This is a genomic window from Aequorivita flava (assembly GCF_038742595.1).
GTDB classification, from domain to species: Bacteria; Bacteroidota; Bacteroidia; order Flavobacteriales; family Flavobacteriaceae; genus Aequorivita; species Aequorivita marisscotiae.
The window spans coordinates 146,443-172,950 of the sequence record NZ_JBANCF010000003.1; the positions used below are offsets into that span (position 1 = coordinate 146,443).

The 26,508-nt window shown below is 38.2% G+C and carries 22 protein-coding genes and 1 tRNA gene; 8 read left to right on the top strand and 15 right to left on the bottom strand.

The window, feature by feature from the left end:
• Positions 1-60: 60 nt before the first annotated feature.
• From VZD24_RS05460 to VZD24_RS05495, 8 genes are all read right to left on the bottom strand, one after another.
• A tRNA-Val gene (locus VZD24_RS05460) sits at positions 61-138 on the bottom strand.
• Positions 139-204: 66 nt separating this feature from the next.
• A complete protein-coding gene (locus VZD24_RS05465; RefSeq protein WP_279450223.1) occupies positions 205-1,422 on the bottom strand; it encodes a bifunctional folylpolyglutamate synthase/dihydrofolate synthase in 1,218 nt (405 codons plus the stop codon).
• A gap of 23 nt (positions 1,423-1,445) precedes the next feature.
• Positions 1,446-2,228, bottom strand: a complete 783-nt coding sequence (locus VZD24_RS05470) for an energy transducer TonB (RefSeq protein ID WP_342687122.1) — start codon at positions 2,226-2,228, stop codon at positions 1,446-1,448.
• A gap of 100 nt (positions 2,229-2,328) precedes the next feature.
• Positions 2,329-2,721: an ExbD/TolR family protein gene (locus tag VZD24_RS05475; RefSeq protein ID WP_279449166.1), complete on the bottom strand. Its 393-nt coding sequence runs from the start codon at positions 2,719-2,721 to the stop codon at positions 2,329-2,331.
• Positions 2,721-3,419: a MotA/TolQ/ExbB proton channel family protein gene (locus tag VZD24_RS05480; RefSeq protein ID WP_279449167.1), complete on the bottom strand. Its 699-nt coding sequence runs from the start codon at positions 3,417-3,419 to the stop codon at positions 2,721-2,723. Before VZD24_RS05480 ends, VZD24_RS05475 begins: the two co-directional genes overlap by 1 nt.
• Before the next feature lie 48 nt (positions 3,420-3,467).
• Complete coding sequence (gene nhaD, locus VZD24_RS05485; RefSeq protein ID WP_342687121.1) at positions 3,468-4,850, bottom strand: sodium:proton antiporter NhaD; 1,383 nt, start codon at positions 4,848-4,850, stop codon at positions 3,468-3,470.
• A 21-nt stretch (positions 4,851-4,871) separates the two neighbouring features.
• Positions 4,872-6,098: a Glu/Leu/Phe/Val dehydrogenase dimerization domain-containing protein gene (locus VZD24_RS05490; RefSeq protein WP_279449169.1), complete on the bottom strand. Its 1,227-nt coding sequence runs from the start codon at positions 6,096-6,098 to the stop codon at positions 4,872-4,874.
• A 127-nt stretch (positions 6,099-6,225) separates the two neighbouring features.
• Positions 6,226-7,287 (bottom strand): anhydro-N-acetylmuramic acid kinase, encoded by a 1,062-nt coding sequence (locus VZD24_RS05495; RefSeq protein ID WP_342687120.1) that lies wholly within the window; start codon positions 7,285-7,287, stop codon positions 6,226-6,228.
• A 208-nt stretch (positions 7,288-7,495) separates the two neighbouring features.
• Here VZD24_RS05495 and VZD24_RS05500 point away from each other — a divergent pair, with 208 nt between their 5' ends.
• Entirely contained in the window at positions 7,496-8,638 is a 1,143-nt protein-coding gene (locus VZD24_RS05500; protein ID WP_279449171.1) for an acyl-CoA dehydrogenase, read from the top strand.
• 70 nt (positions 8,639-8,708) lie between these two features.
• Here VZD24_RS05500 and VZD24_RS05505 read toward each other — a convergent pair whose 3' ends face one another.
• Positions 8,709-10,592, bottom strand: coding sequence for a putative porin (locus VZD24_RS05505; protein ID WP_342687119.1), 1,884 nt, complete (start codon positions 10,590-10,592; stop codon positions 8,709-8,711).
• 203 nt (positions 10,593-10,795) lie between these two features.
• Here VZD24_RS05505 and rnhB point away from each other — a divergent pair, with 203 nt between their 5' ends.
• Complete coding sequence (rnhB, locus tag VZD24_RS05510) at positions 10,796-11,407, top strand: ribonuclease HII (protein WP_342687118.1); 612 nt, start codon at positions 10,796-10,798, stop codon at positions 11,405-11,407.
• A 97-nt stretch (positions 11,408-11,504) separates the two neighbouring features.
• Positions 11,505-13,973, top strand: a complete 2,469-nt coding sequence (locus VZD24_RS05515; protein ID WP_342687117.1) for a hypothetical protein — start codon at positions 11,505-11,507, stop codon at positions 13,971-13,973.
• 91 nt (positions 13,974-14,064) lie between these two features.
• On the opposite strand, the gene lipB is transcribed toward VZD24_RS05515, so the two are convergent.
• Positions 14,065-14,778 (bottom strand): lipoyl(octanoyl) transferase LipB, encoded by a 714-nt coding sequence (gene lipB, locus VZD24_RS05520; RefSeq protein ID WP_342687116.1) that lies wholly within the window; start codon positions 14,776-14,778, stop codon positions 14,065-14,067.
• Between the two features lie 181 nt (positions 14,779-14,959).
• Between lipB and VZD24_RS05525 the strand changes: the two genes are divergently transcribed.
• On the top strand, positions 14,960-17,203 hold the full coding sequence (locus VZD24_RS05525; protein ID WP_342687115.1) for a zinc-dependent metalloprotease: 2,244 nt from the start codon (positions 14,960-14,962) through the stop codon (positions 17,201-17,203).
• A gap of 149 nt (positions 17,204-17,352) precedes the next feature.
• On the opposite strand, the gene VZD24_RS05530 is transcribed toward VZD24_RS05525, so the two are convergent.
• From VZD24_RS05530 to VZD24_RS05540, 3 genes are read right to left on the bottom strand one after another with little or no spacing between them, the layout of a single operon-like run.
• Complete coding sequence (locus VZD24_RS05530) at positions 17,353-17,889, bottom strand: hypothetical protein (protein ID WP_342687114.1); 537 nt, start codon at positions 17,887-17,889, stop codon at positions 17,353-17,355.
• A 51-nt stretch (positions 17,890-17,940) separates the two neighbouring features.
• The gene (locus VZD24_RS05535; RefSeq protein ID WP_342687113.1) at positions 17,941-18,687 is read right to left on the bottom strand and encodes a hypothetical protein; all 747 of its coding nucleotides are present in this window, start codon (positions 18,685-18,687) and stop codon (positions 17,941-17,943) included.
• 4 nt (positions 18,688-18,691) lie between these two features.
• Entirely contained in the window at positions 18,692-18,850 is a 159-nt protein-coding gene (locus tag VZD24_RS05540; RefSeq protein ID WP_342687112.1) for a YqaE/Pmp3 family membrane protein, read from the bottom strand.
• 246 nt (positions 18,851-19,096) lie between these two features.
• Here VZD24_RS05540 and lysS point away from each other — a divergent pair, with 246 nt between their 5' ends.
• The 4 genes from lysS to VZD24_RS05560 all read left to right on the top strand — a co-directional run bounded on the left by lysS (position 19,097) and on the right by VZD24_RS05560 (position 24,230).
• Positions 19,097-20,788, top strand: a complete 1,692-nt coding sequence (gene lysS, locus VZD24_RS05545) for a lysine--tRNA ligase (RefSeq protein ID WP_342687207.1) — start codon at positions 19,097-19,099, stop codon at positions 20,786-20,788.
• A 176-nt stretch (positions 20,789-20,964) separates the two neighbouring features.
• On the top strand, positions 20,965-23,079 hold the full coding sequence (locus VZD24_RS05550) for a T9SS type A sorting domain-containing protein (RefSeq protein ID WP_342687111.1): 2,115 nt from the start codon (positions 20,965-20,967) through the stop codon (positions 23,077-23,079).
• A gap of 280 nt (positions 23,080-23,359) precedes the next feature.
• Positions 23,360-23,788: a DUF4890 domain-containing protein gene (locus VZD24_RS05555; RefSeq protein WP_279449181.1), complete on the top strand. Its 429-nt coding sequence runs from the start codon at positions 23,360-23,362 to the stop codon at positions 23,786-23,788.
• A 94-nt stretch (positions 23,789-23,882) separates the two neighbouring features.
• Complete coding sequence (locus VZD24_RS05560; protein ID WP_279449182.1) at positions 23,883-24,230, top strand: hypothetical protein; 348 nt, start codon at positions 23,883-23,885, stop codon at positions 24,228-24,230.
• Between the two features lie 83 nt (positions 24,231-24,313).
• Here the strand turns inward: VZD24_RS05560 and hemL are convergent, their stop codons facing one another.
• Together hemL and VZD24_RS05570 are read right to left on the bottom strand one after the other, a co-directional pair.
• Positions 24,314-25,603: a glutamate-1-semialdehyde 2,1-aminomutase gene (hemL, locus tag VZD24_RS05565; protein WP_279449183.1), complete on the bottom strand. Its 1,290-nt coding sequence runs from the start codon at positions 25,601-25,603 to the stop codon at positions 24,314-24,316.
• A gap of 67 nt (positions 25,604-25,670) precedes the next feature.
• Positions 25,671-26,507, bottom strand: coding sequence for a glucosaminidase domain-containing protein (locus VZD24_RS05570; protein WP_279449184.1), 837 nt, complete (start codon positions 26,505-26,507; stop codon positions 25,671-25,673).
• Position 26,508 lies beyond the last annotated feature (1 nt).

The following is a 26,508-nucleotide window of genomic DNA, read 5'->3' on the forward strand; positions in this document are numbered from 1 at the left end:
AATGAACACAGTATAACACAATAAAAAAAACCGAAGCTTTCACTTCGGTTTTTTAAAAACTGGTGGGCGATGAGGGGTTCGAACCCCCGACCCCCTCGGTGTAAACGAGGTGCTCTGAACCAGCTGAGCTAATCGCCCTCATTGTTTAGAGGTTGCAAATATAAGCTAGTTTTTAATTCCCGCAAACATTTATTTGAAAAAAAATTATAAAACTTCAGCAACCACAAACGTACTGCCACCGATAAAAACTAAATCCTCCGGTGAAGCAGCTCGCAGCGCCGCTTTATAAGCCTGTAACACCGAAATATACTCCTCCCCGACGAGTCCGAAACCACGAGCTTTAGACAATAATAGCGATGCATCCATTCCTCTTGGAATGTTTGGTTTACAGAAGTAATAAATGGCGTTTTTGGGAAAAATTGGCAGCACGGAGGTTAAATCCTTATCGTTTACCACACCCAATACAATATGGAGTTTTTCAAAACGCTCTTTAGCCAGTTGGGCAATCACCAATTGCAAACCTTCTTTATTATGGCCGGTATCACAGATTGCGTTTGGACAACTGTTTAGCTTTTGCCAACGCCCCATTAATCCGGTATTTTTAACCGTATTTAACAATCCGTTTTTAATGTTTTCCTTAGAAATACTCCAGCCGATTTGCTGCAAAACCATCAAAGTCGCTAATACGGTTTTTATATTTTTTTCTTGATAAATACCTTTTAAGTCTGAAATATAATCTAGGCCATTCAAGTTTTCGGCAAAACTAATGGGAGCATATTTTTGTGCAGCAACGGTTTCAAAGATATGTTTCGTTTCGGGAACTGTTTCTCCTATAACAACAGGTGTATTGCTTTTAATAATACCTGCCTTTTCACCTGCCACTTTTTCTAAGGTATTACCCAAAAACTGTGTATGATCAAGCCCTATATTTGTAATTACTGAAATTTCCGGAAGAACGATATTTGTGCTATCTAGCCTTCCTCCCATTCCTACTTCAATAATGGCAATGTCTACTTTTTCATTTCTAAAAAAGTCAAACGCCAATCCCACAGTCATTTCAAAAAAAGACAATTGGTTATCTTTAAAATAAAGTTGGTGTTTTTCAACAAAATCTGAAACGTAGAGTTTCGGAATCATTTCACCATTAATTTTAATTCGTTCGCGAAAATCTTTTAGATGAGGCGAAGTATAAAGCCCGGTTTTGTAACCAGCTTCTTGAAAAACCGAAGCCAGCATATGGCTGGTGCTGCCCTTGCCATTGGTGCCGGCAACGTGAACACTTTTAAAACTTTCCTGGGGATTACCTAAATAATTTGCAAGATTGATGGTAGCTGCTAAGTCTGCCTTATACGCAGATTGTCCGACCCGCTGATACATTGGGAGCTGTGCAAAAAGCCAAGCAATGGTCTCTGAATAGTTGATAGCAATAAATTTAAGATACGAATTTACTGAGAAAGACTAAATCTATAGATAATTTTACCAATTTGTTTTATTGGAGCCTTATCGTCTGCATTAAATTTGGTTGCTAGAGCCGCTTTTTTCGCGGGCTCCAACAAGCAACGTGAATTGTTGGTAGTACCCCGCACTCCGGCAGTTGCACTGGTAACTTTCCCCAATCGGTTTACTTCAATACTTACAACTACAGTCCCGGCTTCGTTGCAATCTTGCACAAACTTTTCTTTATTAAGCGCCTTTCTTCCGCCAAGTAAATAGTTACCATCACCGTCCAATCCCTTACCAGTTCCATAATAGGCACTTGCATTCGGGTCGCCATCAATACTGCCTTTGTCGCCGGGATTTTTATCATTGCCTTCGCCTCCCGTGGCTGTGCCATCGCTTTTAGGACCATTCAAAATACTTGCAAGTGCATCGGTTGTAGATTTATCTGGTTTGGGGTCTGGCTTTTTTACTTCTTTTTTTGGCTGTTCCTTTACAGGAGTTACAGTTTGTTCCTTTTTTGGCTGTTCTTTTTTAATAACGGGAGCATCTTCCGTTTCCTGTGTTACTACTTCTTCTTTAATGTCGGTCTTAGGTTGTGTAACAGGCTCTGACGTTGCTCTTTGGGGCTCGGACTGTATTTTTTCAGTAGGCTGTACTGCACCGCTACCCGTCTCGGTAGTTCCGAAGTTAACGGCTATTCCTTGCTCTAATGGCGGATCCATATATTTCATACCCACATAAAACAGTAGAATAAGGATGATAACATGCACGATAATCGTGATTGTCATACTTTTTCGTTTATGTTTTGTGTTTAAAAAATTCAAGGATTATGATTTTGAGATTAAAGACAGTTGCAATTTCAGTGCCAATTATAGCACAATAGCAACATTAATTAGGTCTGACCGCAAGTACAACTTTAAAGCTATTTCTATTGGCAATGTCCATCACAAAAACGGCATCTTCTATGGGCACCCCCTCTTCGGCGCGAAGTATAATTGTAGGCTCTTCCTGACCGGCGAGTACTTTTTTCAATTCGTTTTCAATACTGTATTCGCTTACACGTTCTTTATCTACATAGTATGCTCCATCTTTTGTAATGCTAACGGAAGCTTTCTGTACATTTGAAGTTTTTCCTTTTGCCTTTGGAAGTATTAAATCCAATGCATCTGGAGTTATTGCAGGCGAAGTAAGCAAGAAGAACACCAATAACAGAAACACAATATCTGTCATGGAACTCATGCTAAATTCGGCACTTACTTTATTTCTTCCTCTAAGATTCATTAAGTTGGCTCGTTTAACATGTCTAGAAAATCTACTGCTGTGGCCTCCATTTGATGTACTACCTTATCGGTTTTTACCACAAGATGATTGTACCCCATATAAGCAATAATACCAACAATAAGCCCAGCCACGGTTGTTGTCATGGCTGTGTAAATACCTTCGGCGAGATTTCCCATTTCGGCTTGCCCGCTACTTGTTGCAAGTTCGTGAAAAGCCAGAACCATTCCAATAACTGTTCCTAAGAAACCAATCATAGGTGCAGCGCCGGCAATAGTTGCAAGCACACTCACATTTTTTTCGAGTTTATAAACTTCCAATCGGCCTGCGTTTTCAATTGCGGTATTTATATCTTCTAAAGGGCTACCTATTCTGGAAATTCCTTTTATGGTTAATTGTGAAACCGGCGTATTATTTTGAGCACACAACACTTTGGCTCCTTCAATATTGCCTTTGGCCACATGATCGCGAATTTGGTTCATAAAATTACCATCCATTTTGGATGCAGCTTTAATAGCAAAAAGCCGTTCAAAATAAATATAAACCGCAACGAATAGAAGCACGAATAGCACGAGTATTATTATCTGACCGGCAATTCCTCCGGTTAAGAGAAGATCCATAATAGAAAGGGTCTTTTCTTCAGAAATGGGTTCAAGTTCCTGTGCCAAATCAGCACCCTCTTGAATAAACAAGTTCAACATAAAATAGGTTTTGTTTTAGTGAATAACGGTAATAGATTTCAGAAATTGTTATGCGTTGTGAAATATCACTCTTTCAATTAATAAAAATGTTCCTGCGCCTGCTATAAAGCCGATAAACGCCAGCCAAGTGATTTTTTTCAGATACCAGATAAAATCTATACGTTCCATACCCATGGCTGCAACTCCCGCTGCAGAACCAATAATTAGCATACTTCCTCCAGTTCCGGCAGAATACGCTATAAAATGCCATAGTACAGAATCCATTGGTAAATCGTACATTCCGATAGACGCAGCAACTAATGGTACGTTGTCTATAATTGCAGAAACGATACCTAGAAGAATAACCACTACATCTTGGTTTGGTATTGCGGCTTGCAATACTTCTGCTAAATAACGTAGCGTTCCTACAGGATCACCTTCTGATGAAACACCATATACAAGACTTTCTAAACCTGCAACGGCCATTAAGATTCCGAGGAAGAAAAGGATGCTCGAAATTTCAATACGCGATAGCGCTTTATGTGCAGAGTACAGATGCCTTCTTTCTCGGGTAAAATCTTCTTCTGGATGAATATATTCAGAAACAAGCCATACAACCCCTAGAGCCAGCATCATTCCCATATAAGGCGGTAAATGTGTTAGAGTTTTAAAAACTGGAACCGAAACAATCATTCCCAACCCTAAAAACAACATAGTTCTACTGCTTAAGATAGCGCCTTCTTCTATATCTTCTCTGACTTCAACATCAATATTACCTCGGAAGGCCGGCAAATAACTTGCAACAATAAAAGGCAGAACAAAACAAACTATAGAGGGTATAACCACATATTCAATAAGCCCAGCGGCAGATACTTTTTTGGCTATCCAAAGCATAGTTGTTGTTACATCGCCAATAGGAGACCAAGCTCCACCGGCATTTGCAGCAATTACAACCATGGCAGCAAACCATATTCTATCTTCTCTTCTATGAATTAACTTACGCAGCAACGTAATTAAAACAATTGTAGCCGTTAGATTATCTATAATTGCTGAAAGTATAAATGCAAGCACCCCGATAATCCATAATAGTTTCCGTTTACTTTTTGTTTTAACGGCACTTTTCAACACTTCAAAACCGCGGTGAAGATCAATAATCTCTACAATTGTCATTGCCCCGATTAAGAAAATAAGTATTTCGGCAGTTTTTCCTAAATGATGAAGCAGGGTACCTTCAAACCCTTCCATGGCGAGCTCGCCACCTGTAAGAAAGCTAAATGCTTTTTCTTCAGTATTAATAACGTCAAACCAACCACTGGTAAAACCTATTGCTAAAACCGCCCAAATAAGGGCTGCCATAATAAGTGCCGGTACTGTTTTGTCTAGTTTTAAAGGATGCTCTAAGGTTATTGAGAGATATCCGATTACGAAAATTAAAATAATGATTGATTCCATAGTGGTGCTTATTATTGAAAATTATAACAATTGTTTCAATGCTATTTCAAAAGCAGTTTTGCTAATGTTGGTCTTGGTACTATTATTATTAAAGGTATTCTGAATTGCATTTTTAATAGTAATGGAGGTATCGTTAAAAATTGCCTCATCGGTCATCTGTACCTTGCGCTCCATAAAATATGCAAAAACGCGTGCCATACCACAGTTACTTATAAAATCTGGAATTAAACTTACGCGTTCGTCAGTGTATTCCATAATCGGACCGAAGAAAATCTCCTTATCCGCAAACGGCACGTTGGCACCACAGCTTATAACTTCCAATCCACTTTCAATCATTTCGGTAATCTGTTGCTGTGTAACCAATCTGGACGCTGCACAAGGAGCAAATATTTCTGCTTTGACCTTCCAGATTTTTTCGTTTATTTCATTAAATGGAATCATGTTTCCGGCAACAAGCAAGTTGCCATCCTTGTTTAAAAATAGTTGTTTTATTTCTTCAAATGAATAACCATCTTCATTTATTACACCTCCATCGCGATCTATAATACCTACTATTTTGGCGCCCATTTGCGAAAGATAGTACGCTGCAGCAGAACCTACGTTTCCGAAACCTTGTATTATTGCGCGCTTTCCCTTTACATCGCCGCCGTAAATATCGTAATAGTGTTTTACTGCTTCTGCCACGCCAAAACCCGTAACCATGTCGGCTACTTTATAGCTTCTTGTTATATCTGGCGAGTACTCGGTACTTTCCAATGCTTTTATAACGCCGTGGCGCAATTGCCCAATACGGTTAATTTTATCTGCTTCGGTGGGTATAAAGTGCCCGTTAAAAACACCTTCCTGCGGATGCCAAATACCACATTGCTCGGTAAACGGTATTACTTCGTGAATTTCATCTACATTCATATCGCCACCAGTGCCGTAATACCCCTTTAACAATGGAGCTACAGCCTTAAACCAACGCTCTAAAACTCCCTTTTTTCGAGGATCGGCAGGATCAAAATTAATTCCAGATTTTGCGCCGCCAATTGCTGGGCCCGAAACTGAAAATTTAACTTCCATTGTTTTTGCAAGTGAAAGCACTTCATTCATATCCAAACCTTTTCGCATACGCGTACCGCCACCGGCAGCCCCGCCTCGCAACGAGTTTATAACGGTCCAGCCTTCGGCTTCGGTTTCTGGATCTTTCCAATGAAAAACTATTTCGGGTTCTTTTTCTTCGTATTTTTTAAGTAATTCTTTCATTAATTAGGGAGCATTAAAAATTTGTTTTCAATTGCGTTGAAGCGCGATAATCTTTTTGTGTTGGTGCTAATAGAATAGGACAAATATAAAAAACTTGTGAGGCGTTTGAATTTATTTTCTTTAAAAATTATGGATAGTATATATTCCCGCTGGAATGATCCTGTGAAGCTCCCGTAACACTCGCCAAACAATTAACCTCATCGCGAAGCTTGAGCACTCCCAACAGTCCAAATATCAAGGCTTCCTTGTATTCCACAATTTTTGGCAATGGTATTAGTACCGCCACCGAAGATTGATTTTTCAATCGTTCAATTAAAAAAGTGTTATATGCACCACCTCCGGTAACCAAGACAGATGCACGCGCCGAAAATTGATTGGCAAGCTGCATGGCTATATGTTCGGTATATGTGCGCAATATATTTTCTGTTGAAATATTAAATGCATCCAAAAGAGTAAAAATTGTAGATTGCACCCACTCCAATCCCAAAGATTTCGGAGGCTTTTCAGTATAAAAAGGAAGCGCATTCAATTTTTGGAGCAACGTTTCATCTACTTTTCCAGATGCCGCCAATTTGCCGCTCTCATCAAAATCAAACCCCAATTTTTCGGCATATCTATTTAAAACAATATTTACCGCACAGATATCGTAGGCCACACGCACTGCCTTATTTTCGAAAGAACAATTGGCAAACCCGCCCAGATTTAAACAATAATCATAAGCCGAAAATAGCAGTTTATCACCAATAGGCACTAAGGGTGCGCCCTGCCCGCCAAGTGCCACGTCCTGCACTCTGAAATCGCAAACTACCGTTTGTTGAAGCGTTTTTGAAATGCGCGGTAAATTCCCGATCTGACGTGTAAACCCCTTTTCGGGCTGATGCAAAATGGTGTGCCCATGACTGCAAACTGCATCTATTTCCTGAATGGTGTGTTTTTTAATGAATTTAGAAATTTCCTCAGAAAGTTTTTCTGTGTATTTAAAATCTAAACGCCCTAATTTTTCTTCGGAATAATTTATGGCTTCGCGCAGCTTATCCCTCCAAAATGTAGTATATGGCACGGTTTCAACAGCGAGAATTTCAAAGCTCCATCGCGCTTGGGCATGGTTAAAAACAATTTCGGCCAAATCAATTCCGTCGAGCGAAGTACCGCTCATTACGCCGATAATATGATACTTTTCCTTTTTCAAATTATAAACATCAAGAATTTAAAGATACTACGGAAGATTTTAATAATGCCAATAGATAGGCAATCTATTTAAAATATAATCGAAATTATAATTGCATCGCCATGATTTATCCATCTGTTGTTATTTAGTATTTGTTTTTTAGAATTTGCTTTTTATAAGTACCTTTGTGCTTTCTTTTTAAAACACAACTCTTACATATAAAAAGCCTATGGATTTCAGTCTATCCGAAGAACATTTAATGATTCGCGACGCAGCTCGTGATTTTGCACGCACCGAATTACTGCCGGGCGTAATTGAAAGAGATAACCTTCAAAAATTCCCTACCGAGCAAGTTAAAAAAATGGGCGAACTTGGTTTTCTCGGAATGATGGTAGATCCAAAATACGGCGGCGGCGGAATGGACACCATTTCGTACGTACTCGTTATGGAAGAACTGAGCAAGGTAGATGCCTCCTGCTCGGTAATTGTTTCGGTTAACAACTCGCTCGTGTGTTACGGCCTCGAAGCTTACGGAACCGAAGAACAAAAACAAAAATACCTTACCAAATTAGCCACAGGCGAAAAACTTGGGGCATTTTGTTTAAGTGAACCTGAAGCAGGAAGCGATGCTACGTCGCAAAAAACTACTGCAATTGATAAAGGCGACCACTACGTATTAAACGGCACCAAAAACTGGATTACCAACGGAGGAACCGCAGATTATTACTTAGTAATTGCCCAAACCGATAAAGACAAAAAACACAAAGGCATTAACGCTTTTATTGTTGAAAAAGGCTGGGAAGGCTTTGAAATTGGACCGAAAGAAGATAAATTAGGTATCCGCGGTAGCGATACGCATTCGTTAATTTTTAACGATGTAAAAGTTCCAAAGGAAAACAGAATTGGCGAAGACGGGTTTGGATTTAAATTTGCTATGAAAACCCTTGCTGGTGGCCGTATTGGTATTGCTGCCCAAGCTTTAGGAATCGCTGCAGGCGCATACGATTTGGCTCGTGAGTATTCAAAAGTTAGAAAGGCTTTTGGTACCGAAATAGCAAACCACCAAGCTATTGCCTTTAAACTTGCCGATATGCATACCACCATTGAAGCTGCACGGCATTTAGTAATGAAAGCAGCCTGGGACAAAGACCAAGGCAACAATTACGATATGAGCGGTGCGATGGCAAAGTTATACGCCAGCCAAGTAGCAATGGATGTATCTGTTGAAGCAGTACAGGTTCACGGCGGAAATGGTTTTGTAAAGGAATACCACGTAGAACGCTTTATGCGCGATGCGAAAATTACCCAGATTTATGAAGGAACTTCAGAAATACAAAAAATTGTAATTTCCAGAGGGCTTTTGCGAGATTGATGGATTATAAATTCCGACTGCGCTCGAACTGATATAAATTAGTGAACCCGTCCGAAAGTGGCGGGTTTTTTTATAGGAAGAAATTCCAAACCAGCCCAAACCTTAAAACAGCATCGCGATATGGGTAGCCCGGTGCCGCAAAATGATCGTTCTTACCACCACTAAATAAATTAGTGAAATTTTCATAAACAAAGTAAATACGCGTTTGCCGAATTTTAGCGTTAAAGAAAATATCTACCAACGGGAAACCGCCCAATTCCTGATCGTTCTGCACGTAAAACTCCGCCAATACAGGATCATAACCATTCATATTGTATTTGGTAAAATATTTAAAAGTTACACCCGTTTGTAAAAACAAAGCACGTTTAAACAAATGATCTTCAAAATAAAGCGTGTTTCGCGTAATAATCTGTGGAACATTCAAAATGTTTTCACCATTTAAAACCTGTTGATACATTACTGTATTCTCAAAACCAAAATTTCGGTATTTGAATTCCTTTTCGGCCTTTATTTTTAGATAATCAACTCTTTCAGAAGCTTGATTGGGAGACGGAGTGCTGTCGTTTTCCTTTATACCAAAATAGGTGTAATCGTCAATTCCCGTGTAACTTACCGAAGCATTTCCAAATTGTTTTGTATCAATTTCAAAATTGAGTTGCTGTGTTTTTACATTGTTTAAATTGGTTTTCCAATTGTAGTTTTGGTAATCGCTTTGGTACAATAAAAAGTTGAAATTGGGCGCCACCGAATGAATATTTATTGAAGCTTTGGCATTGTATTCTTCATTTAAATTATACGAAGCTGAACCTTCAATATAATTACCTTCAAAATCGCCAGCAATGTTTAATGCGCCTTTACCGGAAAGTTTAAATCCGCGATATTCTTTTGCAAAAGCGGCACCGGCTTCAATTATATCTCCTTTAATTCTGTTGGGAATTCGCGCCTCATCCAATATTAAAACGGAATTATAACCGTAATTAAAATCATTATAGCCCGCCCAAGCAGTTATTTTTCCAATGAGTGAATTGTCAAAATCTGCATACGCCTTTACATTAAAATCTTCCAATTTGGTTTTGGTGAACAAATCGGCTGTTTCGTACGAAGGGCCAAAACTTTTAAAAGGCTTTGTTTGGTTGTATCTGAAAAATTTATCTTCATAGCTTAAAACATTCCCAATAGTTAAAACCGAGTACCCGGTACTATCGCGATTGCTAAACAATTCGTAATACTGATCGCCATAAAAACGGAGTCCTTCCAGTTTATTTTCCGCATTTTCAAAATTTACATCCAACCTGCCGCGGTCATTAAATTCAGGGTCTGCAGTCATAAATAGCTGTAGCGAATTGTTGGTTAAACCACCGTTTTCCTGGTTTAAAATATCCTGTGCCGCTACGTGCGCACGAACAACATAGCGCTTATTTTTTGTATGGTAATTTGAAGTAAACAGAAAATTACCCGTACTGGTTAAAATATGCTGATATTTCCCCAACGAACGAACCCCTTTATAACCAACCGAAAAATTAAATTGCGGCGAGGTATTTACTGTAAAAAACGCATCTAATTGCTGTCCTTGTTCGTAAGCGGTTTTAAAATAAAGCTCCGTTAAAGGCGTTGGAACGTTAAAATAATTTACATCGTCAATTTCTTTATAGTTGAAATGATGCGACTGTGCTACAAATAGCGGCTTTAGATTAAACGTATTAAAATTATAAGCAAGCGAATTATACGTCTGCCCTACATTTGAAAATTGCAGCAGCTCAAAATTATCTTTCCGCAGGTAATTAAATTTGTACTTTTTAGCAATAGAAAGGGTAGTATCTACAAAAGTAGTATCTCTAGTTGCCGAAATAATTTTATAATAATCTATAGGTGGTTTTTCTTTCTTTGCAGGAGTTTGCGAAAACACAGTAGCCGAAGCGCAAAAAAGAAATAATAGCACAAGTGTTTTTTTCATCCTTGAAGAAACTTTCGGGCAAAGGTAATTTATTTTTTAGTTTATTGAGATTGGGCAGATACTCTAAATGTACACCATTGAATTACAAATAAAACAAAATTTAAACTTCGTGAGTTTCATTCTAAAATTTAAATTTTGCACTTATATATTAGATGGGCTTTCCATTTTCTATTTCTATAAATTTATAGAGATTTGTATAAATAATGCTTCAACTAAAAATTAATAAAAACCTCATTGAATGCGGCACGGATGAAGCCGGCCGTGGTTGCTTGGCGGGTCCGGTAACCGCTGCTGCTGTAATTCTTCCCGACGATTTTCAGCATCCTTTTTTAACAGACAGCAAGCAGCTTTCCGAAAAAAAACGAATGGAACTTAAGTCTATTATCGAACGAGAAGCTATTTGTTTTAAAGTAGTTCATGTAATGATGGACGAGATTGATAAATTAAATATTCTTAACGCGTCTATTTTGGGAATGCACCGCGCAATACAAGGACTTTCGCAAGTACCACAATTTATTGCTATTGACGGCAATCGTTTTAAGCCTTTCGGGAAAACGCCTTTTGAATGTGTAGTAAAAGGCGATGGTAAATTTTTACACATAGCCGCGGCATCTATTTTGGCGAAAACCTATCGCGACGAATATATGGCAACGCTGCATAAAAAATTTCCACAGTACAATTGGAAACAAAATAAAGGCTACCCAACCAAAGCACATCGCGAAGCTATTCGCGAGCACGGTAGCACCATTTTTCATCGCAAGAGTTTTAAACTGCTTCCCGATCAACTTACATTAAACATTGCGGATACTTTGTAATTTTTAATCACAGCAAGTATTTGTACTGTTGAAAACCCGTCAATAAACATTTTATACTTCGCATTGAACCATCATTAATCCATGCTATTTTTGTGTTATGGGAAAAATTTGCCGGAAACCATTTGCGCTTCTATTTATTACTGCTATTCTTTTTGGAACTCTTGGAGGTTGCGACAAAAGCCCTTCGAAAACAGGCACTTTAATGGATTTTGTTCCAGAGAATGCTTCGATGGTTTTTAAAATTTCGAATCTTAAAAATCTACAGGCAGATATTGAGGCCAACTCCCTGCTTTCAATGTTCGAAAAAACTGGCCCGTATTTATTTTTTGCCGAAAAATCTGTTTTCTTTAAAAAGCTACATCCCACGGCGCAAAGTCTTTTGTGTATTAATACATTAAACGATTCGGTGTCTGCATTTACCTTTATTTCAAAACACACTGAAAATTTATTTCAGGTAGATTCCATTAAAAATAAAACAGTTGAAACCCTGCAAATAGATAAAAAATCGTTTCAACGTATAACGATAGATGCCAGCAAATCTGGCCGTAGCCCAGAAATCGCTTATACAGCACAGATAGATAGCGTGTTTGTAATTTCGTCTTCGCAAAAAATTTTGCAGGATATTTTAAAGGGAAAAACCGAACGCGATGCCACTTTTAAAAAAGTATTTAATTTACCATCTTCAAACGGGTTTACGGCTTTGATGCGTGGAAATAGAATTGCTGTCGCCGATTCTACCAAAATAGATTTTACATCGTGGAGCGCGCTGGACGTTGCCATTGCGCCCGAATCTCTTACCGCCACCGGAATTACACTAGCTACAGACAGCATTCCACAATTGCTAAACGTTTTTAAGGAACAAGTACCGCAACACAATGATGTAGCTGCTTTGGTACCCACCGATGCGTTAGGCGCCTTAAGCTTTACCTTTAACGATGCCGAAGCTTTTCAAAATAATCTGCGTACTTTTAGAGGTGAAAACCCAATTTTAAAAACAACCGGGATTTTCGGCTCGGTTAGTGAAGTGGGAAGTATAAGCCTAAAAAGCGAAACCGCAATTTTTATAAAAAGCATTGATCCTTCTTTAACAAACGATGCTTTGGCGCGATTTGTTTCTTCTAAAAGCATGTTTCGCGAAACTGAAATAAGCAGTTTTAGCGAGCCGGACTTGTTCCAAAAAACCTTTTCGCCATTTATAAATTACAAAAAAGCAAATTATGTTTTTCAACTTGAAAATTTCTTTGTTTTTACCGAAAATGAAGAAACCGCAGCGCAAATTATAAGTTCGTTTCAAAATAATGCAACTTTAAAAAACACTTCGTATTTTGAAAATACAGCACAGGATTTAAGCAGCGCTTCTTCCCTTTTAATCTTTAAAATGCAAGGCGAATTTTCGGAAACCATTTCAAGTTTTTTTAATTCAAAAAGCCGCGCGGATTTTAAAAATATATCGTTTGATAAATTTCCCCTGGCAGCCCTTCAATTTAGCTTCGACAGAAATTTTGCGCACGTAACGCTTAGTTGCAAAGAAAGCGGGGGTGCTACTAAAAGTATTTCGGGCCGCGTGTCGGAAAAATTCAACATACAACTCGAAAACCCCTTATTGGGGAATCCACACATAGTTAAAGGCAAAAATGGCAGTGTAAAAATAGTGGTGCAGGATATTGGCAATAAACTCTATTTTATTTCGGAAAGCGGAAAAATTCTTTGGAGTAAAAATCTGGGTGCTCCGATTTTAGGAAAAATTGAGGAAGTTGAAATTTCTGGCGGCAATCAAATTACTTTCGTAACCCAGGACACGTTTTATATTTTAGATAGAAATGGAAAAGATGTAAAGGGCTTTCCCATAAAATTCAAAGACAAAATTACGCGACCACTCTCCCTTTTTGATTACGACAACAATCGCAATTACCGCTTTGTAGTTGTGCAAGACAAGGAGGTGTTTATGTACGATAAAAACGGTAAAACCGTAAAAGGTTTTGGGTTTAATAAAACGCAGAGCTCTATTGTGCTATCGCCCGTACACATACGCATGGGCAACAAGGATTATATTGTAATTGCCGAGGAAAACGGAAAACTCAATATTTTAAGTCGCGTGGGAAAACCGCGGATTTCAATTTCAAAAAAGTTCAATTTTTCTGATATTCCAATTGCAGAAGAGGACAACAATTTTGTTGTTATTACCAAAGAGAACACGAAAGAACGCATCGCTCAAGACGGGAAGGTTTCTACGCTAAAGTTAAATGTAGGCAACAACTATTGGTTTTTAGTTGAAGAAAACACAAAAGTAACCAAGGACGACAATTTGTTGCGAATTAATGGTAAATTAGTAGAACTACCCCTGGGACTTTACACGGTGCCGAAACTATTTAATATAGGTAGAAAAACATACATTACCATAACCGAAACGCAGGAGAAAAAGGTATATGTTTTTGATAAAAATGGAGAAACTCTCAACGGTTTTCCGGTTTATGGCACTTCAGAAGCCGCCATGGGCGAGGGCAGTTCTACTGGTTTAGTTGTAAAAGGCGAGGCGAACAGTATAGTATTTTACGGTATAAATTAAAGTTTAAAGCTGTTATACTACAAACTACCGCAAAGAAATTCAATAAAGAAATAAAAAAACAAGGCCCAATGGCGAGTGAGAAAATAGAAGGTTAAGCTTCCATTTTTTCCTTTATTTCGGCTTCAAAGAGTTGAAGAAAATGTTTTAGTAGTTTTTCTTTTACTTCGGCTAATGAAACTTCGGCTTTTCCTAATTCTACGTGTAACGAGGTAACGGCTTTGTCTTTAATTCCGCAGGGAATCATATGGTCAAAATAACCTAAATTGGTATTCACATTAAGAGCAAAACCGTGCATGGTAACCCAGCGACTTGCTCGTACCCCCATAGCGCAAATTTTTCTGGCAAAGGGAGTGCCTACATCTAGCCAAACTCCGGTCTCGCCTTTACTTCGCTCTGCTTTTAAGCCGTATTCGGCGAGCGTAAGAATAATCATTTCTTCTAAAAAACGCAGATATTTGTGAATGTCGGTGAAGAAGTTTTCTAAATCTAAAATAGGATAACCTACAATTTGCCCTGGGCCGTGATAGGTAATATCGCCACCGCGGTTAATTTTATAAAAAGTGGCGTTTATTGCCTTTAACTTTTCTTCTGAAATAAGTAAATTTTCAATATGTCCGTTTTTGCCTAGCGTATAAACATGCGGATGTTCAACAAATAAAAAATAATTGGGGGTATCGTGCGCAAAACCTTGCTTTTTGTTGTTGCTTTTAATTTGTAGAATTTTTTGAAACAATACTTCTTGATATTCCCAAGTTTCTTTATAATCCTTAAAACCCAGGTCTTTTATTTGTAAAAATTTACTCATTACATTGCCGTTTTTATTAAGCTCGGTAAAATTATTGATTAATATTTTCTTCTACTTAAAATTCTCAGTTTTTGTGAATTTTTTTATAAAAAATCCCAAAGTTAATTTCTTAAATATTTATTAAATCGGCTAAAGGTTATTATATTTACCGCTCTAAACATTCATATAAACTACATTTACAATGAAAAAAAGTACTTTTAAGCCATTCCTGATTGTATTTTTAATGCTAATAAGCATTGGATTACAAGCGCAGAATGCGTTATGGAGCAAGGCAACAAACTCCGAGACGCAGACCCGACAAAAGGCATTTCGCAACGCTATGCCGCAAGAATTTAACTTATACTCACTAAACACAACAGCTTTAAAAAGCCAATTGCAACGTGCCCCCGAAAGATTTACGGGAACCTCAGATGTTGTAATTGAACTTCCAACAAACGACGGTGTTATTCAGCGTTTCCGTGTTTATGAAGCCTCTGTAATGGAGCCAGAACTTCAGGCGCAACACCCAGGTATTCGATCTTATGCCGCACAAGGTATAGATGATGGTTCTGCTATTGCTCGTTTTAGTGTTTCGAATGTGGGCGTACATGTTATGATCTCTTCTGTACACTATTCTACTATTTATATTGACCCTTATACACAGGACAAAAATTATTATATAGCTTATAATATTAATCAAGTTCCTGCGAATCCTAATAGTGCTGTTTGTTTAACGGAAGAAACTGAAATAATGGATTTGCCTAATAACAACATTAATGCAGACGATGGAATTCTAAGAACTTTTAGACTTGCCTTAGCGTGTACAGGTGAATATGCTCAATATCATTTAAACCAACAAGGAATCCCTAACGGTGCCTCGGATGCTGTAAAAAAAGCTGCAGTGCTTTCTGCAATGAACGTGGCAATGACACGTGTAAATGGAGTGTATGAAAGAGACGCTTCTTTAACTATGGTTATCGTTGCCAATAATACAGACATTATCTTCCTTAATGCAGCATCAGATCCGTACACCAACAACAGTGGAGGTACTATGCTTGGGCAAAACCAAACTACCTGTGATGCTATAATTGGAAATGCCAATTACGATATTGGCCACGTATTTAGTACTGGTGGTGGTGGTATTGCTGGGCTTCGAGTTCCTTGCCGAACCGGACAAAAAGCAAGAGGAGTTACAGGTTTAACTTCGCCTATAAACGATATTTTCTATATTGATTTTGTTGCACACGAAATGGGTCACCAATTTGGTGCAAACCACACCTTTAATAATTCTTGTGGAAATAACAGAAATCCTTCAACTGCTGTAGAGCCTGGTAGCGGATCTTCAATTATGGGTTACGCTGGTATTTGCCCTCCAAACGTACAAAGCAATAGTGATGATTATTTTACTGCAATAAGCATTCAGGAAATCTGGAACTATATTAAAAATGGACAAGGACAATGTGGAGTACAATCACCAACAAACAACTTACCTCCTGTAGCAGATGCTGGTCCTAACTACACTTTACCAAAATCTACTCCTTTTAGATTAAAAGGAATTGCTTCTGATCCAGATGGCGATATATTATCACATTGCTGGGAACAAATGAACCCACAGGTTGCGCCTATGCCACCTCAAAATTCATCTAATAGCGGCCCGGCTTTTAGAACTTTAGATCCATCAGACTCGCCGATGAGATATATGCCAGCTATTGGTACTGTACTTTCTGGTAATACACAAAACACGTGGGAAGTAGTACCTTCAGTAGGTAGAATTATGAATTTTAGATATACCGTTCGCGATAATGTTGCCGGTGGAGGTGCTTCGGCTAGCGACAATTTAATATTAACTTTTGATGCTAATTCCGGTCCGTTTGAGATTACTTCTCAAAATACAGCCACTACGTGGACTATCGGGAATACCGAAACCGTTACTTGGGATGTTGCTGGAACTGATGTAGCTCCCGTAGATAGCCCAAATGTAGATATTTGGTTCTCTACTGATAACGGACAAACATACCCAATTTCGGTTGCGCTAAACGTTCCAAACAACGGAAACGCTGTGGTAAATGTTCCAAACGTAAATACTACCACAGGAAGATTGATGGTTATGTCGTCTAACAATATTTTCTACGACCTAAACGATGCCGTTATAACAGTAGATGGCGTTGTAGGTGTTGAAGACTTTGCTTTCGAAAACTTCTCGGTGTATCCAAACCCTTCAAATGGAACTTTTAACCTAACTTTCAAACCAGCGTCTAACGACAAAATTGAAATTTCTCTTTACGATTTAAGAGGAAGAGCAATTAACCAATACAGTTTTGACGATGTATCTGCTTCAAGTACTTTTAACAAACAATTGGAGTATAGCTATATTGAAAGCGGAATGTATTTCCTTGTTGTAAAGAACGGCAACAAAGTAACGACCAAAAAGATTGTGAAAAATTAATTCGCAGTTAATTCAATAATTAAAAAAGAGAAAAGACAGGATTTAGTTTCCTGTTCTTTTCTCTTTTTTTTATTTCTATTTCTTCCTTTAAATTGAAGCTTAACTTCGCTTTCAATACAATACCTTTTTATCTCAAAGGAAGCTTACAACTATAGCTTAACTGTTTCTGAAATATTTGATACTACCTGCGATGTTTTGCCAACTTCAAAATTTAAATTGAATGTAAGCGTTTCATTGTTGCTAGAAATAGAAAGCTCGCCATTAGTAATTGGGTAGTAACCCGCCTCCCCCTTGCAAAAACAATGTTTGCCGTACAAAAGTTTTACATCGCTCAAAGAAGCATTTACTTTGCTTATTTTTTTCACATTATTAGGTATTTCAAAATGTATGGTTTCAGAATAATTGCCATCTGCAGTGCCTTCGGGACCTTCTTTTAAATAGGTGTATTCCACTACCATATTGTCGCCGGCGGTCATTTCGGGATACAAAGCTCCGGTACCGTCTTCTTTAACTACAAGACTTTTATTTTTGTGCAATACTACACTACAGTTTCCAACCTCTGGGCAGCCAGAACTGGTGTTTTCTACTTGTTCCATATTGGTGTTTTCTGATGAAATTACAGTTCCAGTCTGCGTTTTGCAGGCATTAACCATAAAAAGTGGAATTAAAAAATACAATGCTTTCATCTGTGTTTAGTTTAGTGTTATGTGAGTAAGATACAAATACGTTGCCGAAAATTACTGTTTTTCCAATTCTACTTGCAAATCAAGTAAATCGGGATTTTTAAAATATTCAATAAAGGGAGTTTGAACGGTAACCGTTTTTTTGTCTGCCGAAAAGTTAGCTTCGGGATTAGAGGTTGTCTTTATTTTATTGGCAAAAGTGTATTTTATGGTATAATTAGATCCACCCATAAAAGCTTCAGCTTGCTTTAAACTATCAACTTGCTGTTTGTGCATTTTCTTATCCTTTATGTATGCATCGCGCTTAAACACTCCATTTTTAAATGTATAATTCACACCAATTAATTCTTGCGAACCTTCCTCTTTGGTTGTTTTCATCGCTTGGGTTTTATCGCCAGGCATCATGCCTCCAGCTTGCTCCAATCCGTTTAGTATGTCGTTAGCTTCCGCTACATTTTTGAAATTGGTAGAAATTGCATAAATCATTTCAGAAGTTTCTGAATCCATTTTTACACGTACATTAAAATTCTCCATCTTCTTTAATTTCTGTTGTTGGGCAGCCGAAAGCTTCGAGATACTATCGCGTTTTTCTTCCAAAAACTGCTTCATATGTATAATGGTATCTACTTTAACCGAGGCAGAGTCTAGCATCGCACCGCCTCCAAAGGCCATCATTTCGTTTAAATTTACCTCAACGCTCATTTCGCCACTTCCGTCAGCATTCATAACCATGGTTTCAGAAAATTGGCAGCCTATTAATGTAAGTGCAAAGGCAAATAGAAATAGTAATTTTAGTTTCATAATGTTATCTATTAGGGTTATTTAAAATGATAAGAGCGGCAATCACGCCCGGAATCCATCCGCATACGGTAAGGATAAAAACAATAATTACAGAGCCACAACCTTTATCTATAACGGCGAGCGGCGGAAATAGAATTGACAGTAAAACTCTCCATATACTCATAACAAACAAAACTACGCTAATATTTTTTATTTCTCACTTCTGTAATTTATTAATCGTCCGCACCTGCTTTTTAAAACACTAAACATCGCGTGTACCACTCGGTATTCTATTTATAACTTCTGTCATTTTCAATTCTCGGCAACGTATTTTACATTTCAAATCTTGCACTTCGATTTTCGAACTTTGAACTTCATATATCGAAGTTCAATTACCTATCTTTGCAAACTTATTTTTATATTGAAATATATGCAACTGTCTGAATTGGAAATCATCCGAAGAGAAAAATTACAACAACTGCGCACGATGGGCATTAACCCATATCCAGCAGATTTATATCCCGTTAGCGAAACTTCGAAAAACATTAAAGCAGATTTTGAAGAAGGCAAAAATGTGATAATTGCCGGAAGATTAATGTCTCGAAGAATACAAGGAAAAGCATCGTTTGCTGAACTTCAAGATGCCGATGGCCGAATTCAAGTATATTTTAACCGCGACGAAATTTGTTCGGGAGATGACAAAACGTTGTACAACGAGGTTTATAAAAAGTTGTTGGATATTGGCGATTTTATAGGAATTGAAGGCGAACTTTTTAAAACGCAAGTAGGCGAAAAAACCGTAATGGTGAAAAATTTCACCCTATTGAGCAAAGCCTTAAAACCTTTGCCACAGCCCCGCGTTGATGCAGATGGAAAAGTGCACGATGCCTTTACAGACCCCGAACAACGCTATAGACAGCGTTATGCAGATTTGGTTGTAAACCCGCACGTAAAAGAAATTTTTGTAAAGCGCACCAAACTTTTTAACGCCATGCGTACTTTCTTTAACGACCGCGGCTATTTTGAAGTTGAAACTCCAATTTTACAGCCCATCCCCGGAGGTGCTGCAGCACGGCCATTTATTACTCACCATAATTCGCTAGATATTCCGCTATATATGCGTATTGCGAATGAATTATACCTAAAAAGATTAATCGTTGGTGGATTTGATGGGGTGTATGAGTTTTCCAAAAATTTTAGAAACGAAGGAATGGATCGCACCCACAATCCAGAATTTACCGCCATGGAAATTTACGTTTCGTATAAAGATTACAACTGGATGATGGATTTCTGCGAGCAATTGTTAGAATTCTGTGCTTTGGAAGTAAATGGCACCACAAAAGCAACCTTCGGAAAAGACAATATAGATTTTAAAGCACCCTATCCGAGAGTAACGATGGCAGAATCTATTAAAAATTTTACAGGTTTCGACATTACTGGAAAAACCGAGGATGAAATTAGAAAAGCTGCCGTAGCAATGAAAATTCCCGTGGATGAAACAATGGGGAAAGGAAAGCTCATTGATGAAATTTTTGGCGAAAAGTGCGAAGGCAATTATATTCAGCCAACATTTATTACAGATTACCCAAAGGAAATGAGTCCGCTTTGTAAAGAACACCGCGACAATCCAGATCTCACCGAACGCTTTGAATTAATGGTTTGCGGCAAGGAAATAGCAAATGCCTACAGCGAATTAAACGATCCCATTGACCAACGCGAGCGTTTTGAGGCACAATTAAAACTTGCAGATCGCGGAGATGACGAAGCAACAGCTTTTATAGATTACGACTTTTTACGCGCATTAGAATACGGTATGCCCCCAACAAGTGGTATGGGAATTGGCATGGATAGATTAATAATGTTTTTAACGAATAACCCTTCCATTCAAGAGGTGCTATTTTTCCCGCAAATGCGCCCGGAAAAGAAAAAAGTGGAAATGACCGAAGACGAAAAAGCAGTTTTCACTCTTTTAAAAACCAACAGTCCGATTATGTTGGAAGCATTAAAAGCTCAAAGCGGTTTGAGCAACAAAAAATGGGACAAAGCCATTAAAGGCCTAACGGCTTCAAAATTGGCAAAGGTTGAAAAAACCGACGACAATTTGCTGGTTTCAGTTTTATAAAAACAGCAATAATATAGTATAAAAAGGGAAGTTACTTCAATGTTGCTTCCCTTTTTTTTTCATTTACCACCATAATTTTGAATAAAATTTTGAATTTCTTTATTTCAAAAACCTTTGATTTAAATGTGATTACAACTACATTTGACAATCTATTCACGCTTTTTAAACCTAATTTTATGAAAAAACTTTTATTCACTTCGCTAATTTTGGTGTTTACACAGGTTTTCTTTGCCCAAAGCAGCAAGGAAAGTGTTGCCCAAACTTGGATGGACAATAATATGCCCATCAACAAAACCAACCAAAACTTTCAATTAAAAAATAGCCACATAGGCCCTTCGGGAGCAACTTTCCGTTACCAACATACAGTAAATGGGGTAGAAGTTTTTGATTCTTCAGTTGCGGTTCACGTTTCAAACAAAAACCAAGTAACTTACCACGCAAGTACTTTTGACAGTTCGGTGGCGAGTATTGCCACAACACCTTCAATATCTGAAGAAGACGCCTTACGTATTGCAAAATCTGCACTGAATATTGAAGGGTATATTTCTCAAAAAGAAGTAAAACTCTACGTATATAATAAACTTGGCGACAGCAAATTGGTTTATAGGGTTACTACGATGTCTGAATTCCGAATGGGAAATTGGGAAACAATTATAGATGCCACAACGGGCACTGTTTTAAGCACCCGAGATATTGCCATTTATCATAAAAAGAATGGAAAACACACCTCAAACACTGTAACTCCCACAACTTTGGTTACCGGCACAGCAATGGTTTTTGATCCGGATCCTCTTACTAAAACTGGTAACGTTTACGGCGGAAATTACTCCGACAATGGCGACGCTACAAACCCAGATCTCGATGCCGCAAGAACCGCAGTAACCTTGTTTGATATTCAATTTGACGGCACCAACTACCGGCTTAAAGGCCCCTATACCGAAATAGCCGAACTTGGCTCCCCCTCCACGGGATTGTTTTTACAAACAAATTCAGATTTCAGTTTTACAAGAGACCAACAAGGTTTTGAAGCTGCAAACTGCTATCACCATATTGATAAGAGTTTTCGATATATTAATGATGATTTAGGAATTCCTTTGGTATCAATTTACAATGGTGGCGTAATGCGTTATGATCCACATGGTGCCAACGGAGCAGACAATTCATTTTACAGCGCAGGAAGTCTTCAATTTGGGGAAGGTGGAATTGACGACGCCGAAGATATGGACGTTGTGCTTCACGAATTGGGTCATGGTCTTCACGACTTTGCTACTAACGGAAATCTAAGTCAGGTTAATGGGCTAAGTGAAGGAACTGGCGATTATTGGGCTAATAGTTATAAAAGAAGTACAGGTTTTTGGGATATTACAGACCCACAATACTTTTGGGTGTTTGGTTGGGACGGACACAATCCATTTTGGAATGGCCGCGTAACCAATTATGGTGCAATGTATCCGGGTGGCCTAACGGGTTCAATTCATACTGATGGTCAAATATGGTCCTCCGTATTACTCGAAATTTGGGAAATAATTGGAAGAGAAAAAATGGACGCCGCAGTTTGGGAAGGCCTTGCCATGACCAATAGCAACACCAATCAACAAAACGCTGCGATCGCTGTAAGACAAGCTGCCATAGATATGAATTACAGTTGTGCAGAAATTGATGCCTTTACAGACAGATTTACAGCGCGAGGCTATGTATTGCCAAACTATGTTTGCGATCCAAACGCTTGCGACATCTCGGGTATTCAAACCTCAAATCTTTCGCCTTGCAACGATAATGGCACCCCGACAGATGGCAGTGACGATTTTTTTACTGCTGATGTAACTGTAACCTTCGTAAACCCGCCAGCAACAGGAACTTTAGATTTAACGGGTGACGGAACGGCTTCAGTATCTACCTCAGGTTTAACTACGTCGCATACGTTCACTAATGTTGTTTTTGCAGCAGATGGTGGCACAATAGAACTTACCGCTGCATTTTCAGACGCTGCTGATTGTAATTATGATGAAAATAACGCTGGTACTGCCCCAACCCCTTGCGTTACTGCAGGAGTGAATGACAACGAATTTTTTGGCGTGTCGCTTTATCCAAATCCAGCAGATCAAACTATTTCATTGGCAAACTTAACCCAAGAATACACTATTGCAATTTATAATATGTTAGGCCAAAAAGTGAAACAGCAAATTGTAAATGCCGATAATAACAGCATTAATATTCAAGATCTGTCCTTGGGAGTATATATACTCAAGTTTAACGATTACAACAAAGTATTGCGCTTCGTTGTAAAATAATTAGTACTGTTTTTAAAATGAAAAGAGCCGTATTTCTACGGCTCTTTTTTATGAATATCACTGAACACAAATTATCCTCCTTTTTGGCATAAGTGGCCTCGCATCGGCGCGAGAATTATGATCAGCAACCATTTATTGCATAAACCTATTCAGTATATCTAACATTTAAAAACCACTTTTAGGGAACCTGCCGTTTGAGTGAGTTAAGATTATATTTATAGTAAATTAAACTAATATAAAAATTGAAGGTCATACTTATGTAACAATAAATATTATACAGATGAAAAAAGCAATGATTATTTTTATGGCGCTTGCAACCTTCGCCATAAGTGCACAAAACAAAAACGATAATAGACCTGAACACCGCAAACAGTTACGGGAAAACTTAACCCCTGAACAAAGAGCCGAATTACACACCAAAAAACTGACTTTAGATTTGAATTTAAATGAAACGCAACAAATAAAGGTGAATCAACTATTGCTAAATATGCAAAAAGACAAACCCAACCGTTCAAAAAACCGAAAGGATATGACAGATGAAGAAAAATATGAAGCAAAATCTGCAATGCTGGATAAGCGCATTGAAATGAAAAAAGCGATGAAAGAAATTCTTACCGATGCACAGTTTACTAAATGGGAAAAAGCCTCAGAACATAATAGACGAAAAATGAGGAGTAAAAATGCGTTAAATAAGAGAGGTGAAAAATAATTGCGGTTTCAATTGTATTTTTTGGCGTAATTATTGTTTTAGTTAATACCAAATTAGTTACATTAGTAACTTCAAAAAATTAAAAACAACTAAAATGAAAAACCTACTAACAGTATTTGCCTTTGCCGTAACTATGCTCTTGGGAGTTCAAACAACCTCAGCGCAGCAATTGTCTCAAGATACTAACAGACCAGAGGTAATTGCCAAAACCGAAACTGCAAAAATTACAGAAGCATTAAATCTAAACGGCGATCAAAGCCGCGCAGTTTTTAGAGCACTTGTAGCAAAAGAAGTTAACTATCAAAAACACGTTACGGGCAAAGATGCTAGCAACGCAGGTGTTAAAGCCAATAAAGAAAAATTTGATGCTTCGCTAAAAGAAGCAATGAAAAAAACATTGACGGCCGAGCAATACGCTCAATGGCTTAAAATGAATAATTAGTGATTGATTATTAGTAAAAAAAGCCCCTTTCTTGGTTTAGAAAGGGGCTTTTTTATGCACCTATTTAAAATAAGCAGTTTTCTCTAATTTAGCTTTTTTGCAACCTTTTGGCATGCTGCAATAGTAGCATCCAAATCTTCATAACTCAATGCATCGCAAATAAACCAAGTTTCAAAAGCACTCGGCGCAATGTAAATTCCTTCATTCAGCAATCCGTGAAAAAACTTTTTAAAATTTTCATTGCTAGCTTGGGCCGCCGACGCAAAATCTGTAACGGGAACTTCTGAAAAATGTACCGATATCATTGAACCTACCCTATTAATAGTAAATTTTACATTTTCCGTTTTTAAAGCTGTTTCTAAGCCTTTGTGTAAGTATTCTGTCTTTTTATTAATTGAATTAAAAACCTCTCGATTTTCGTTCAATTCTTTTAACATTGCCAATCCAGCCGCCATTGCCAACGGGTTGCCACTTAAAGTTCCCGCCTGATATACAGGGCCAATAGGAGCCAGATAATTCATTATTTCTTCTCGTGCGGCAAATGCGCCAACCGGCAGTCCACCTCCAATTACTTTTCCGAAGGTAACAATATCTGCCTTTACACCAAACAACTCCTGAGCTCCTCCCGCTGCAAGTCTAAACCCCGTCATTACTTCATCAAAAATTAAAAGTATATCGTTCGCATCACAAAGTTTACGCAAGCCTTCTAAAAATCCCGCCGCTGGTGGAATACATCCCATATTTCCAGCAACTGGCTCTAAAATTATACAGGCAATTTCATTTTTATTTGCGGCAATTACTTCTTCAACATTTGCCAAATTGTTATATGTAGCAAGCAGGGTATCCTTTGCGGTGCCTTTAGTTACACCAGGACTATTTGGTGCCCCAAAAGTAATCGCACCACTGCCTGCCTGAATTAAAAAGGAATCACTATGTCCGTGATAGCAACCTGCAAATTTTATAATTTTGTCTTTTCCCGTAAAACCACGCGCCAATCTAACTGCGCTCATACAAGCTTCCGTACCGCTATTTACAAATCTAATTTTATCAATATTTGGCACCATAGAAACCGCTAGTGCCGCTATATCGGTTTCAATTTCCGTAGGCATACCAAAGGAAGTTCCTCGCTTAGATTTTTCAATAACGGCATTGACTACCGGTTCGTGGGCGTGACCCAAAATCATAGGACCCCACGAATTTATATAATCAATTAGTTTATTGCCATCTACGTCATAAATATAGGCCCCTTTCGCTTTTTCAACGAAAATAGGATCTCCGCCAACTGATTTAAATGCGCGTACCGGCGAATTAACTCCGCCAGGAATAACCTTTTGCGCCTCTTGAAAAAGCGCACTGCTTCTTTGATATTTCATTTTAATTAAAAGTTTATTGCTTATGAAAAGAAATTATTTCAGAAAACTACAGTCTTAAGTCGCTTTCTTATTGATTTTTCACAGGATGTAGATACAGTATTTGCCCAATAGCCAGATCATTATTTTTTAATCCGTTGTATTGTTTTAAGGTTTCCACCGTAAGGTTAAATCGTCTTGAAATACTGTAAAGCGTATCACCGGGTTTTACCGCATACGTTCCAATTTTAGTATCGTCGGGTTCTGCGGTACTTACACGTTTTCCCAAAACCTGATCGTCATATTGATCCAATCTATAGCGTTCTACAATGCTTATAAGTTTATCGGGATATTTTGGATCGGTGGCATAACCGGCCTTTCGCAAGCCTTTTGCCCAGCCTTTATAATCGTCTTTTCGCAATTTAAACAAATCTTGATAGCGGCTGCGCTGGGTTAAAAATAAAGAGTGATCTCTGTATGAATATTTGGGATCGCTGTATTTTCTAAAGCATTCGCCGCGCTCATCATCATCGTGGTAAACACTTTCGCCTTCCCAACCTCTATGGCATTTTATACCAAAATGATTGTTTGCCTTCATTGTGAGTTCACCAGCACCAGCACCACTTTCTAAGATTCCCTGTGCCAAAGTAATGCTTGCAGGAATTCCGTATTGTAGCATTTCTTCCATGGCAATTCCACTAAATTCATTAATGTAATTTGCTACACGTTCGCTATAGGGTGTATTCACAGGTACTTTTACAACGCTAGGTTCTTCTGCTTTGGTGTCCTTTTCTTTAACCGTTTGGTTTACGCGGACCACACGTTCCGTATTTTGCCTTTTTTTATATTTTGAAGCTGTTTTCTTCGATTTACAACTGCCAAAACAAATAATACACAGTAAGAGAAGTGGAATAATTCTGCCAATCATG

Bases quoted from the DNA above. Each gene is read 5' to 3' on its own strand.
- VZD24_RS05470 (WP_342687122.1), bottom strand. From the start codon at position 2,228: ATGACAATCACGATTATCGTGCATGTTATCATCCTTATTCTACTGTTT.
- VZD24_RS05475 (WP_279449166.1), bottom strand. From the start codon at position 2,721: ATGAATCTTAGAGGAAGAAATAAAGTAAGTGCCGAATTTAGCATGAGT.
- VZD24_RS05480 (WP_279449167.1), bottom strand. From the start codon at position 3,419: ATGTTGAACTTGTTTATTCAAGAGGGTGCTGATTTGGCACAGGAACTT.
- nhaD (WP_342687121.1), bottom strand. From the start codon at position 4,850: ATGGAATCAATCATTATTTTAATTTTCGTAATCGGATATCTCTCAATA.
- VZD24_RS05490 (WP_279449169.1), bottom strand. From the start codon at position 6,098: ATGAAAGAATTACTTAAAAAATACGAAGAAAAAGAACCCGAAATAGTT.
- VZD24_RS05500 (WP_279449171.1), top strand. From the start codon at position 7,496: ATGGATTTCAGTCTATCCGAAGAACATTTAATGATTCGCGACGCAGCT.
- VZD24_RS05505 (WP_342687119.1), bottom strand. From the start codon at position 10,592: ATGAAAAAAACACTTGTGCTATTATTTCTTTTTTGCGCTTCGGCTACT.
- rnhB (WP_342687118.1), top strand. From the start codon at position 10,796: ATGCTTCAACTAAAAATTAATAAAAACCTCATTGAATGCGGCACGGAT.
- VZD24_RS05515 (WP_342687117.1), top strand. From the start codon at position 11,505: ATGGGAAAAATTTGCCGGAAACCATTTGCGCTTCTATTTATTACTGCT.
- lipB (WP_342687116.1), bottom strand. From the start codon at position 14,778: ATGAGTAAATTTTTACAAATAAAAGACCTGGGTTTTAAGGATTATAAA.
- VZD24_RS05525 (WP_342687115.1), top strand. From the start codon at position 14,960: ATGAAAAAAAGTACTTTTAAGCCATTCCTGATTGTATTTTTAATGCTA.
- VZD24_RS05530 (WP_342687114.1), bottom strand. From the start codon at position 17,889: ATGAAAGCATTGTATTTTTTAATTCCACTTTTTATGGTTAATGCCTGC.
- VZD24_RS05535 (WP_342687113.1), bottom strand. From the start codon at position 18,687: ATGAAACTAAAATTACTATTTCTATTTGCCTTTGCACTTACATTAATA.
- VZD24_RS05540 (WP_342687112.1), bottom strand. From the start codon at position 18,850: ATGAGTATATGGAGAGTTTTACTGTCAATTCTATTTCCGCCGCTCGCC.
- lysS (WP_342687207.1), top strand. From the start codon at position 19,097: ATGCAACTGTCTGAATTGGAAATCATCCGAAGAGAAAAATTACAACAA.
- VZD24_RS05550 (WP_342687111.1), top strand. From the start codon at position 20,965: ATGAAAAAACTTTTATTCACTTCGCTAATTTTGGTGTTTACACAGGTT.
- VZD24_RS05555 (WP_279449181.1), top strand. From the start codon at position 23,360: ATGAAAAAAGCAATGATTATTTTTATGGCGCTTGCAACCTTCGCCATA.
- VZD24_RS05560 (WP_279449182.1), top strand. From the start codon at position 23,883: ATGAAAAACCTACTAACAGTATTTGCCTTTGCCGTAACTATGCTCTTG.
- hemL (WP_279449183.1), bottom strand. From the start codon at position 25,603: ATGAAATATCAAAGAAGCAGTGCGCTTTTTCAAGAGGCGCAAAAGGTT.
- VZD24_RS05570 (WP_279449184.1), bottom strand. From the start codon at position 26,507: ATGATTGGCAGAATTATTCCACTTCTCTTACTGTGTATTATTTGTTTT.